Here is a 12,196-nt window from a genome sequence, read left to right on the forward strand (position 1 = left end):
CCCACACTTGGCCTATTTTCACGCTTTTGTTTCCACCGGCGTGGCGTCGCGAGATGCTCTCCCCTCCCGCATCGCCCGCCAGAGCTCGTCGATCGCAAACTGGATGTCGGTATTGTCCGTCATAACGGTGTCGAGCTTCACACCGCCGCGATACGTCTCCGCGGGCGTTCGCGGCGCCACTTCCCATCCCTCCGCCGACCACAGGACCGAGCCTGCGCGCTGAAGGCTACTCCGGTCCGCCCGCTCTGGGTTGACGCGATCCCATTCCTGCAGGCAGGCGGTCAGCTTCTTCATCGCTGCCGCAAGTCCCAAAGATCGCTCGCCTACGGCAAAGGCTGCGTCCCGGATGATGACATTCTGCGCGAGCGTGGCGCGCTGATCGGGATGGGATACGGCGACGAGATCAGGGCAATTCATCACATGATAGGTCGCATCCGCCTGCTGGACGAGACTTGCGATGGAATGCGCCTCCGGCTTCGCGAGCGCCGCGAGCAGCACCGTGTACAGCGCCCCGTCACCGATCGCTTTCAAGAATTCGGCGCGCTTGCCGGCGGCGGCGTAGCGGGTCTGCACCTGCCGGAACAGCCCCTTCGGTTTATCGCGGCCATAACGTTTGACCAACATGACGTGGACAACGCGGCATGCGACCGACGCCAGCACGTCGTCCGGCAGCCATCCCTCGTCGTTTCCCTTGACGCCGAGCAAAATGGGAAAGACCAGCGCCTGCGCCAGCGTCGAAGCCGGGCATCTTTCCGCAAAACTGGGCTTGGCCAACTCGGAAAGAAAGTAATCGATCTGCTCGCGCAAGGCCGCGAGGGCTTCGGCATCGCTTCTCGGTGCAGGCGGTTGGGGCGAATTGCCGCGATCACCGCCGGGTTCATCGTCTGGCGCGTATTTCTCGGGCTCATCGGCGCTCCAGCGCTCTTGCGAAAGATCGATTTCCGGTTCGTCCTCGGTGGCGAACAGCATCCTCATGATGCCCTGCAAGGATACGCCGTGCGCGCCGAACTGATCCGGCGTGTGCGCCCCGCTTGTGCCGCCCTGTTCGTTCAAACGGTAGGTTAAGGTCGAGGGATCGACCGGACGTACCTGCGCATCACCGGATTCGTCGGCGGTTTCGGATTTGTTCTGGCCGCTACGTTCCTTTGGCAGGGATGAGAGGTCCGGCGTCTCGAAATTCAGGAGGCTCGACGAGATGGCGTAAATCGCCTCCATGATCCGTTGCTCGCTCGCGCCGCCGAACCCTCGTCCTGAGAACACTTCGTGGTTCGGATCGACATGACGGTCGCGTGCGGCGTTTTCAATTGCGCGCTCGTTGTCGATCCAACGAGGCGGCGTCACAACGAGACCCGCGTCTGACGGAATCTCTATAGTGGCGAAGACGGGCTCGACCGCCAACGCCATCTCTTCCGAAAGGCGACCAACCAGGCGCGCACCGGATAACGTCATAGGGACGCGCAACACATGCTTTTTCGTTTCAATCACCAGAGTGGCTTCCTGCCCGGGTTCAGGCTCGACCAGCGCTTCGATGGTGCGTCCCGAGGCTCTGAGCCGTATGCTGGTGATGCGATAGGCCGGACCGGCGCTCTCGCTGCTGGGCTGCTCCATCGGCTTGACCGGCGCGACCAGGACATCTTTCGCCAGCATCTCGTCGCCATCGAAATCACTGAGAATCGGCGCGAAGTCCGCGCGTTCCGCGGTGTCGTAGACGGTGATCAGCTCGACATTTCCGTTGTCGTGGTTCGCGAGCCACGCCGCCGCCGAGCAATTGGCCGAGCCCATGATGGCGGCATGGCCATCGGGACCTGAGAACCAATAAAGCTTCGCATGCACCCGGCGTTTTGGATCGCGTTCGACGAACCGCACTTCCATGGGAAGCTTCGCCAACTGCCTGGCTTCGAACGACGCAAATGATGGCGTGAGACAGACCGTCGCCGTTTTCACGCCGAAGGTTTTGTGGGTCCATAGCAGGAAAGCGCCATCCACGTCGGTCGACCCGGTGTAAATCTTCACGGTCGTGAACCGCCTTCCCTCCCAGCGGCGCGCCAGTTGCGGTGCGAGCGGGCGATTGGGCATACCGAGAAGGACCGGGCTCGGCGCGGCCTCGCCACCCGGCGCCCCGAGCCACGGGATGGATGAACGAACAGTCTCGATTTGGGCGCGAAACGCCTCGGAGCTCGTGACGGTCGCAACCGAGCGCAAGATCTCCAGGAGCCATCCACCAGCGTCATCCGTGCCCGGGCCGATCGACCAGGTCGTCGCCAGTTCGTGGTTTCCGCCCCAGCCGGTATAGGTGAGATTGCCGGAGCCGATCCAGACCCTTCCGCCGTCGGGAGAAAGGCGGACGATCATTTTCGGATGAAAGAGATTCGAGGCCTTGGCTTCGGCCAGCGTGTATTTGCGGCCAAGATGAAAAACCTGCCCGATGCACCGCTTCATGGCTTCCCCGATTTCACCGGCATCGGCGAGGATCAGGATGCGGCGGGTACCGCCTACGCTCAAATCGTCGAGCGGAACGCGCTCGAAGAACAGCGGATCGAATGAATAGGTCAGGAAGATCGTGACCGGATAGCCCGGCTCCTGGCAGAACTTCCGCGCGCTGATCATGACCGCTCCAGCACCTGGAGCGCGCGCTTAAGCGTCTGCTCGCCGGCCTTCGTCAAACCGTTCTCCGATGTGAGACGAAGCTGGGCGAGCCAATCGATCGCGACCGAAAGGCGCGATGCCGTGCGGCCCGGCCTGAAGCCGTTGTTGCGGGACCAAGCTTCCGTGTCGGCGATGAGCACGGAAACGTCCTTGCCGCGCGGCGCCGAAAAGCGCTTCCATGCCACGCGAAGATGCTGCTGAACGCTTCGCATAACGAGCTCGGCCATGACATCGCGATAGCTGCGATCCTGCTGAAGGAATTCCTCGATCTTGGGACGGATGACCGCGCCGATGCCCACCTGAAAAATCCCGCCCGCGCCGGGCAAATCGTACCCTCCGGTTTGGCCGGCGCTTTCCTGCGGCGCACGCTCCGAGACAAGGCACCACGCGACAGGAAGCAAAGCGACGGCTGCATCGTCCGAGGAGCCGGCATGATCGTACAGCTCGCTCTCGGACAAGCCGCCTTCCCAGCGCGCCAGACCGGGGGTTACCGACCGCCCCTTGCGGCAGAGGTTGTTGACGCGCTCGAAGGCTGCACGAAACGAAAGAGTCTCGGCAGTCTCGCCTTTCTTCAGAATGCGGAATGCCCGCAAGGCTTCGTCCTTCTCGGGTGCAGCGGCGACCAGAGCAGCAATGACGCCGTTCGCAAGGGCAGGCGCGTTCCGGGCCGCGTGATCGCGATCGACCTGACGCATCACCGCGCCGAATACGGCTTCATGGCAAACAGCCAAACAATCGCGCGCGACGTAGGCCAGCCAGCCATCGACCGTCGCCGTCAGGCAACCGGGCAGTTTCTCGGGCGGATGCTGTGCCACGCCGAAGACATCGGCTTCGTCGATGAAGCGCTCGTTCGTCTGCGCCAGCCACAAGAGCAGCGTGTAGTTCCGCAAGCGCCGCCGTTCCGCCGCATCGATGGGCCTCGACGGGATGATCGCCTCGATCAGGATATCGCGCTCGCCGCGTGGGATCGAAACGATCGACAAGGGTCCCGCCAGTTCGTCGAGCTCCTTGCGCGAGATGTTCGCCGTGGCTGGATTTTTTGCTAGGCGCGCGCCGTAAGCGCTATCGCGCACGACCTTGTCGAACTCCCTGGCGAGCGCCTCGCCGCGCTCTTCGCTCAGCTTGTTGAGCCCGCTGTCCATGGGCCTGGTGAGATTCAATTGCCGGCTCGATGCGACATAGGCGTTGAACGCGATATTCTTGGTCAGCCGCTTCAGGGGCAGCGTGTTCTTGCCGGAATCGAGCGCGGCGTCCGCGCCCTCGACGCCGACGAGCTGGGTCACGATCCGGCCGTTCAGGCGATTGGCCATGACGAAGGCCGACTCTTGTGCCGCCGCGAATTCGAAGAAATCGGATCGCTTTTCGGGACGCCGCGCCAGGGCGTAGCGCCAGACGATCCAGGAAATCACGGACATGTAACGCAGCTTCGGCGTGACGGTGGTGACGCCGTCGAGCAACGCGTTGCCGAGCGCTTGCACGGGCGCGCGAAGACCCAGCAGATCGAGGCCCGCCGTCTTGTCGGCTTCGAAAGAAACCCAATCGGGTACCGATACGCCCATTCCTGCCCCCCGCAGCGCGCAAAGCCGCTCCGGTCTATCGCAACCTCTCCGCGCTGGACGATTCCAGGTCGTATTCCCAAAGTTCGACACCTGCCGGCACGAGGTGGCCGTGCGTTTTCAGGTAATAAGCCGCGAGGCTCTGCTCCCTACGGAAATGCTTCAACACGAAAAAGATTTTGCGATAGGCGGCCGGCGCGACTTGAAAATAATACATGGCCTCGTTCCACACCGTCATCTTTGCGCTCGGCATATTGCCGCCTTGCGTCCAGGTGTGCGATTTGCATTCGACGAGAACCAGCGGGGTTTCGCTGCCAAGATCGAACCGATGCGGCTTCTTGGCCTCGCCGACGCCGACGAGAACGGAGAAGTTCTTCGTCAGCGTGATGCCCTGTTTCGCAAAGAACGCGCGCGCCGCTCCCTCGAAATCGTTTCCGGCATGCGTGTTGCTGACCGCGCCGATGCGCTGGAAATTACTGGTGTCCATACGCGCTATCCAACCTCACCGATCTGCCCGGAATAGTGCTTGGCCCAGCACAAGGTATTGACGAGTTGCATCTGCTCGATGGTGTGGCAGGGAATTTCGAGGAGACGGGGGCTCGCGAAGATGACGGAGAGACATCGTGCGCGGCTGATGGCGACATTGAGCCGGTTGCGGCTGTAAAGAAATTCGATATTCCGCGGCATGTCATCCCCCGAAGACGTGGCCATGGAGATCAGCACCACCGCCGCTTCCTGCCCTTGCAGCTTGTCCACGGTTCCGACGCGGGCATCTGCGGGAAGGACATCGCGCAAATGGTTGACCTGCATGTTGTAGGGCGTGATGACCAGAATATCCCCGGTACCGATCGCTTTCTTCGCGCCCTTGCGGTCGATCCAGGTCTTGCCAAGCAGCGTCTCGTAGGTTTGTTTGAGGCGCTCGGCTTCCGGCGGGCAGCGTTGCGCGTAACCGGCATGGTCCACCGCGACGAAGCGTAATCCGGTCGGCGCCAAGGCTTCGTCCGTGCTGGTGCCGATATCGATGCGTTGTTGATGCGCGGATGGATCGGAAACGAGGCGCCCGTCGTAAACGGCCTCCGATATGAAGCGGCAGATATCCGGATTCATGCGGAACGTGGTCGCAAGGAAGATTCCACGATCCGGCGGAACGGTCGCCAGTCCGGCCAGCAGGTGATCGAGACCAGAAATACCGGAGCCGCCCGGATGCGCGCCCTGGATGGGCTGCGACAATTGCATCTGGTCGCCGACCAGCACAATGTTTTTCGCCGACACGCCCATGGCGATGACATTGGCGAGGCTAACCTGCCCGGCTTCATCGACGAAGAGGTAGTCCAGCGCCTGGTCGAAATCGGGCCGCGCGAACAGCCACGCGGTTCCGGCAATGAGCTGATGATTGGCCTGGGCCGCCGCCGCGCCGTTGTTGTCCGCGTTAACGATCATCGTCCCCTGGAAATACTGGTCTTCCTTGCTCGATCCCTTGATGCCGGTGAAGCGAACGCCTTTTTCCTTCGCCACCGCCTCCACGTCCTTCAGTAGATTGTTGATGGCCTTATGCGAGTTGGAGGCCACGCCGATACGCTTTTTGTCGGCGAGAAGATCGACGATGGCATGTGACGATGTGTAGGTTTTGCCCGCGCCGGGCGGCCCTTGAATGAGCATGTAGCTCTGATCGAGCCGCTTCAGCGCGGCAACCGAGCCCGCGAGCAGGTCGAGCCCGGGCTCGATGATGGGGGCACCGGCCTTCTGGTTTGCAAGGCGCGGCACGGACTTCTTCATGATATCGGTCAATGTGCGATAGCGGCTCCGGTCACCACTGACGACGGTTTCGGCGTAGCGCAGAATGGCGCCGCGCAATATCTTGTCGTCGAGCGGGCCTTCGGGAAAGATCGACGCGCCATCCGCGAGGCGTGAACGGCTCGGCCCCATTTTCAACGAAATGGTGCGCGCATCTTCGTCGAGCGCGACGATCTCGCCGGCCTCCTCGCGGGTGCCCGAACGCAACACGTTCTCGCCGACCCGCATCTTGAAGTCCTGCGGCGGAAAAGTGAACGAATACACCGTCGATCTTTTTTCCGCGCGGGGCGGCTTCGCGGGATCGGGGCTCAAGACGCCGAGGCATTCGGCGTCATCGATGAATTCCTCGTCGCTCATGTCTTGGCGTGTGAACATCGCCCAGTATTTCGGCTTGGCTTCGCGGCGGTGAAATTCAAGCAGATAGGCGAGCAACGTCCGCCACGGCAGTTCTTCCGCCGGGCAGCCGCCGGTGAGTGCCTGGATATGCGCGGCGGTGCGCTGCTCCGCCTCGATGCGTTTCTGCTCGCGCACGGGATCGGCATTCTCCGGCGCGATCACGGTGGGCCATGCGAGGTCAGCGGGTCGCAGCGTGATGAGCCAATCGCGGCATTGGGCAAGCGATTGACAGTCGAGCTTGTTGTAGGCCTCGATTTCATCGAGCAAGGCATTGTCGCCAAGACGCCGGAACCTCTCATAGATGATGATGCTGTCACCGGCCGTCGTCACCGCGCCCGATCGCGCGCTGTCAAGGTAAAAGGCCTCGACGTTCTTGATGGAGTAACGCGGCTCCGAAATTCGCACGGCTTCGCGCACGACCTTGTAGAGGTCGATGAGCTTGTGACGGCGCAGGATGTTGTCGACTTCGGTCTCCCGCGTGCCGTGAAACATGGCCAGGCGTTTCAGGGCCGACTCTTCATAGCTCGCATAATGATAGATATGCGCGCCGGGGTACGTGGCGAGCCGCGCCGTCATGAAATCGATGGTGTCCTCGAAAGCCTTCTTTTCATCTGCGCGGTTATGGGCCCAATAGACCGCAAACCGTTCCTGGCCTTTTTCGGCATAAATAATGCCGAAGAGATATTCGAGCCCCATGTCGTAAAGCGGATCGCCTTCCATATCGAAAAAGAGATCGCCGGGGTCGGGCCTGGCAAGCCGTGCAAATCCCCGGCCCGGCGAGGACGGAAGCATCTCGTGCTGGTTCTTCCCGGTATCGCGGCGCGACACTTGCAAAGCGGCCTGGGCGCGCAAGCGCGCCAATACCCTAGCCTGCAGGTTTGGAATGCGCGTTGCCGCGGGCATCGCCGCAAGCTGGCGCACGGTTTCGAATCCGCCGGTCCGAAGCTTGTCGATCTGGCTGCGATTGATATTCGCGACTAGGCTGAGATGGTCGCTGGTCTCCCATTCGGCCGCGCAGGTTTCTGCCCAGCGGCAGAAGGTGCAATGGCCGCAGGGCTCCGCCGCTGAAGCTGCGTCAGGCGCGACGACAAAGGCTTCGAAGCGCCCCCGCGCCACGCCGTAATAGTGACGCACGTCGGAGGTGCGGAGCGACACGCGGTTACCGTCGCCCAAGACGACGTGCATCTGCGGCGGCTCGATGCCCTGCGCCGCACCAAGCAGGTCGGCGTAAACGCAAAGCTGGATCACGTGTTTCGGCTTGGCGGTGCGCGCCAATTTCGTGTCAGCTACGTCGTAGGCGTAGTCACCGAGCCCGGAGGCGATTCCGTCCACGCGCAGGAGAAAATCGGAGAACCCGTGCCACGGTGGATTGTAGAGTGCGCCCTGATACACGACATCGGCGCCGTCCTTCATCGCTTTGCGCGTCGCGACGACCCGCCCATCGAGCGATCCCTGATTCGAGATTTCGGCGACGGTGCGGCCTTCCTTGCGCAAACGCGCGAGATAGGCTTTTTCGTGCTCGATACCCTTTTCCTGAAGCAGCTTGGCCTGCTCATTGTCGGCGGGCAGCGCTACGGGCTGCACAAGCTGCCGGACGTCCATGACGGTGGCGTGCGAACAGCCGAGGTAGTTGACGAGATCGGTTGCCGAATAAAAGCGCTTTCCATCTTCCTCCCTCATGCTTCCCCCGGGTGTCGTGGTTTTTATTCGGCGGCATCCCTGCCGATATCGGGCGCCAGCAGCGCCCCGCGCAGGATTTCCTTGCCGTCGGAAAAATCGTAGATGCTTTTGATCTTTTGACCGTCCCAGACGAAGCGGTAATGCGCACCCTGGATGGCCCGCGGCAGCAACGAGCCGTCGAAGATGGCGACGAAGCGGTGTTCGGCGAAGCCCGGCCGGCAGAAGAGAACGCCGGATGAACCGCTTTCATAAAGCTGGCGCCCGATCTTCCGGCGGTCCGCGCTCGGAAGATCGGGATCAAGCTTCGTCAAATCATGAAAAGACCCGGTGATGCGGCGGCTGAACACGCGCATGTCGAGGCCCATGGCGGCTTCGTTCGTGCTGCCGAGAAATTCCTCGCGGCGCAGGAGCGCCAGCGCTAGGGCCGTGTCCATGTCACCGGCCAATTCGAGGCAGCCGTGGGTGGGTCCGAGAAAAAACGATCCGCGCGGGTCCTTGTAGGCGAACGGCGCGTGATTCCAGTTTTGATACTGGCTCGCCGCCTTGTCGTTCGGCTTGGGCAGGCTCGGTAGTTGATTGATGGCGGCCAGGCGCGGGTTGGTGCGTGCTTCGAGCGCCTTGGCGGCGGCCTGAAGCTCGGCATCGCCCAGCCGTTCATAGACCTCGATGGTGGGAAACCGCGAGGGGATAAGCTGGTAGCAATCCTGATCGAACGAACGCTTGGAATACATCGCCGTCAGCCTCCGCGCTGGGCATCCAGATAAACGCGGACCGCGTAGATGTCGGTCAGCTTGCCATCGAGCATGACGTCGAGCGCCGACCGGCCGCCAAAATACTTGTTAGGCCGCTCGATCCACGCGTCGGCGGCATGAGGATCGGGAACGACAATCTGCAGCGCTTTATAAATGGCGGCGAGGTGCGAGATTCGCTCTTCGGTATCGGCGGATAACAGGCCGCCCTCCTTCTTCCATTTATAAAACGTGGACCGCGCCGGCGCGCCGAGCAACGTGATCTGCTGCTCGATCGTCAGCTTCCAGGCGTCGGCGATTTTGAAAAACACATCCAGCGCTCGATGCGGGGACGGGGGTGTGGGGATCGGGGCGTTTTTCGCGGCGGTCGTCATGTGGGCTCCATCACAGTCCAAATTCGAACTTGACGTAGCATATTCGTTCGATTACAGATAGTCCAAGAACGAACTAAATAGCACATTTTGTCTGTTTCCGAACTAAACCGGCCCTCTAGCGTCCGATCTGGGGCTAAGGCCACAGCCAAAGGACGATGTCATGGACCATAGCAATTATCCCGAGAATCCCAAGCGCACGGAAGGTAAGCCTCCTGATTCGACCGTCGCGGTCCTTGAGGTGGTCGAGATCGACCTGGAAATCGAGGACCGCGAAGAGCTGATGGGCTTTTCGGTGGTTGTCGACGAGCGCTTTCATGAAACCTTGCGCGCCCGCATCGGCGTGAGCGAGGAGATGCATCTCTTCGAGCACGGCCACGACCAGCCGCTTTCCTGCCCGCCGCATGGACGCAAGGCCATTCGCCTGGTGGGCCACCGCTGCCCGGTGGTGATGCTGGAGGTTCGCTACGAGCATCGCACGATCGAGCATCGCTTCGCTCCTTCGGAGACGGTGTTCAAGGCCTTGCAATGGGCGGTCGGCAAGAAGGGCTTCAACCTCGATCCGGTGGCGGCAGCCAAGGCCAACCTGATCCTGCCCGGCGCCGACGCACCGCTGCCCCGCGAGGCCGCGCTCGGCAAATTCGTCAAGCACGGTCATTGCACGCTCGTCGTCGACCTGACGCTGAAGGATTTCAGCAATGGCTGACGACGCGCTTTCCGCCGCGCAAAAGACGCTGGAAGCGCATCTTCGCTCGGTGCGCTTTCTGGCCGGCGTCGAACTGGGGCGCTGGCGGATCGAGCGCTACGCCTTTCCGAAGCTGGAGATCAGCGTCACCGGCTTCGATCCGCCCGCGGCCCATGCCGCAACGATGGGCTTTCAACTGGTGTGCGACAATTTCCCGGCCGCGGGTCCCTTTATCCAGCACTGGGATCACGCCACCGGCAAACGCCCCGCGCCGCTGAGCGAGAGTTCACCCAGCGTTGTCGATGCGCTGAAGGAATGGACCGACCGGCCGGGAACGTATGGCGGCATCTATCGTCCCTGGCAGCGCCTTGCGGCGCTGCATAACGGCTGGGCAGCCAAACGTCCCGATCTCGTATGGCGGCGCGATCGCCACATCACCTTTATCATGGAGCGCTTGTATGAACTCGTTTCTGAGCACGCTGCTTGGCTGGGTCGGGCTCGCGCCGCCTAGAATTACCTGTGCGCGGCGTGTCTGGCAGACAGGCGTCCATGAGCTTGCAAGGCGTACGCGCAATGGAACGCGCGAAAGCGGCGCCTATCTCCTCGGCCGTAGGCGGCAGAACGGCACGCACGACATTCTTGAGTTCGTGTTTTACGATGATGTCGATCCCAAAGCGCTGGCCACCGGTATCGTAACCATCCGGGAAACCGCGCTGCCGCGCCTCTGGGAGATTTGCCGCGCGCGCGGGTACGGCGTTGTCGCCGACGTGCACGTGCATCCCGGCGGTTACGGTCAGAGTGCGTCCGATCGCGCGGGCCCCGTCATGCCGCGCGCCGGTCACATCGCATTTATCCTGCCGAACTTCGCCCGCGGCACGCCTAAGCCCGGCGCCATCGGCATGTATGAGTTTCTGGGAGAAGGCCGGTGGCACGACCACAGCCGCAGCGGAACGCGATTTCTTAAGCTCGGCTGGTCGTGATGACAAAACACTGGAAGCGTTCCCGCATCACAAAGGCGCTGACTGATGCCGCGCGCGCCGGTTCTTTCCAGGAGGCGGAAGCGCGCCTCGATGCCGTTCGTGTCGCGGTCGTCGTTGCAGCCGACCAGTGCGTAACTTCCGCCGGTCAGGCGGCGGTGCTGACCGCCGTGGCCACGGCCTGCAAATGCTTCGGGCGCGTCACGCTCGTCAGCGACGCCGACGCGCCGTTGATTGCAAGGCTGCCCGCGGGGCCGTCGTTGCACGCTGCCGCGCGCCGACTGGGTGCATGGATCGCGCGAACGCCATCGGCACGGACAACGCATGCGATCATGATCGGCGAGGCACGATGCGACGCCCCATGGATCATCCGCTGCTGGTGGGACCGCTGGCTTTCGGGAACGCGCGTGCGCGACGAAATCATGGGCGATGCCGGGCTGGCTCTGGCCGGGGTGTTTGCCGCGGCCCTTGCGATACGCCAAATCTTCACCTGCGTGCTGGCCGGTAAGACGCTGCGGGCCCGGGACGCCACGGTTTCGTTATGGGCGCCCTGGGAGGCCGCCGACCGCAACACGACCGGGCCCGAGAGCTTCGATGTGCCGGATCATCTCTGGTTTCTCGGCCTCGGCCATCTCGGCCAGGGTTTCATTTGGAATCTGTGTCTCCTTGGCGCCCGTGGCGGCCGCGCCGTCGTGCAGGATGATCAGATCATCGGCGAAGAAAACGAAGCGACCAGCCTTCTGGTGTTGAACGGCGACGTCGGGGAAAGAAAAACGCGCATCGCTGCGCGGTGGCTAGGCGCCGCGGGCTGGACCGAGAGCATCCTCGAACGGCGTCACCACGGCGACATTCCCCTTTTGCCCGACGACCCGCCCTACCTCCTGAGCGGCCTTGATCGTGTCCAACCGCGGCTCGCGATGGCCAAGCACGGCTTCGACTACATGATCGATGCGGGCTTAGGCCATGGTCCGCACGACTTTGACGGCATTCAGCTGCGTGTGATTGCCAAAGGCAAATCACACGATGATTTGTGGAATGCGCCCGATCCTGTTCCTGAAGACGCGCTGTCACGTCGACAATCAAGTGCAGCTTACAAGGATCTCGAAACCCACATCGGGCAATGCGGGATTGTCAGCTTCGCGGAAGCGAGCACATCTGTGCCCTTCGTCGGCGCCGCAGCCGGCGCCTTGGTGATCGCACAGGCGATCCGTCTGGCATCCTTAAATGCCACGGCGCGGTTTCTACAAATGCAGTTGGGCGCACCCGAGATGGTGTCCGTGGCCGAGTTCGTGCCGACGCCAGAGATCAATCTTGGCGGCGTTGCGTTGAGGCTATAAGGGCG

At 62.3% G+C, this 12,196-nt stretch carries 10 protein-coding genes; 4 read left to right on the plus strand and 6 right to left on the minus strand.

The features are described 5' to 3' along the window. Positions 1-18 precede the first annotated feature (18 nt). From V1279_RS37130 to V1279_RS37155, 6 genes are read right to left on the minus strand one after another with little or no spacing between them, the layout of a single operon-like run. Complete coding sequence (locus V1279_RS37130; RefSeq protein ID WP_334445911.1) at positions 19-2,607, minus strand: hypothetical protein; 2,589 nt, start codon at positions 2,605-2,607, stop codon at positions 19-21. After that, positions 2,604-4,205 (minus strand): hypothetical protein, encoded by a 1,602-nt coding sequence (locus V1279_RS37135; protein WP_334445913.1) that lies wholly within the window; start codon positions 4,203-4,205, stop codon positions 2,604-2,606. Before V1279_RS37135 ends, V1279_RS37130 begins: the two co-directional genes overlap by 4 nt. A gap of 34 nt (positions 4,206-4,239) precedes the next feature. After that, positions 4,240-4,689, minus strand: coding sequence for a hypothetical protein (locus V1279_RS37140; protein WP_334445914.1), 450 nt, complete (start codon positions 4,687-4,689; stop codon positions 4,240-4,242). 5 nt (positions 4,690-4,694) lie between these two features. Beyond that, complete coding sequence (locus V1279_RS37145) at positions 4,695-8,072, minus strand: TM0106 family RecB-like putative nuclease (RefSeq protein WP_334445915.1); 3,378 nt, start codon at positions 8,070-8,072, stop codon at positions 4,695-4,697. Positions 8,073-8,095: 23 nt separating this feature from the next. Next, a complete protein-coding gene (locus V1279_RS37150; RefSeq protein WP_334445917.1) occupies positions 8,096-8,803 on the minus strand; it encodes an RES family NAD+ phosphorylase in 708 nt (235 codons plus the stop codon). Between the two features lie 5 nt (positions 8,804-8,808). Continuing rightward, the gene (locus V1279_RS37155) at positions 8,809-9,195 is read right to left on the minus strand and encodes an antitoxin Xre/MbcA/ParS toxin-binding domain-containing protein (protein WP_334445919.1); all 387 of its coding nucleotides are present in this window, start codon (positions 9,193-9,195) and stop codon (positions 8,809-8,811) included. Positions 9,196-9,355: 160 nt separating this feature from the next. On the opposite strand from V1279_RS37155, the gene V1279_RS37160 reads away from it, so the two are divergent. The 4 genes from V1279_RS37160 to V1279_RS37175 all read left to right on the plus strand — a co-directional run bounded on the left by V1279_RS37160 (position 9,356) and on the right by V1279_RS37175 (position 12,191). Beyond that, positions 9,356-9,898 (plus strand): hypothetical protein, encoded by a 543-nt coding sequence (locus tag V1279_RS37160; RefSeq protein WP_334445921.1) that lies wholly within the window; start codon positions 9,356-9,358, stop codon positions 9,896-9,898. Continuing rightward, entirely contained in the window at positions 9,891-10,388 is a 498-nt protein-coding gene (locus V1279_RS37165) for a DUF7665 family protein (RefSeq protein ID WP_334445923.1), read from the plus strand. The genes V1279_RS37160 and V1279_RS37165 overlap by 8 nt, the downstream gene beginning before the upstream one ends. After that, the gene (locus V1279_RS37170) at positions 10,336-10,857 is read left to right on the plus strand and encodes a hypothetical protein (RefSeq protein WP_334445924.1); all 522 of its coding nucleotides are present in this window, start codon (positions 10,336-10,338) and stop codon (positions 10,855-10,857) included. The genes V1279_RS37165 and V1279_RS37170 overlap by 53 nt, the downstream gene beginning before the upstream one ends. A gap of 155 nt (positions 10,858-11,012) precedes the next feature. Beyond that, positions 11,013-12,191 (plus strand): hypothetical protein, encoded by a 1,179-nt coding sequence (locus V1279_RS37175; protein WP_334445926.1) that lies wholly within the window; start codon positions 11,013-11,015, stop codon positions 12,189-12,191. Positions 12,192-12,196 lie beyond the last annotated feature (5 nt).

Source organism: Bradyrhizobium sp. AZCC 1610, assembly GCF_036924515.1.
Taxonomy (GTDB): Bacteria; Pseudomonadota; Alphaproteobacteria; order Rhizobiales; family Xanthobacteraceae; genus Bradyrhizobium.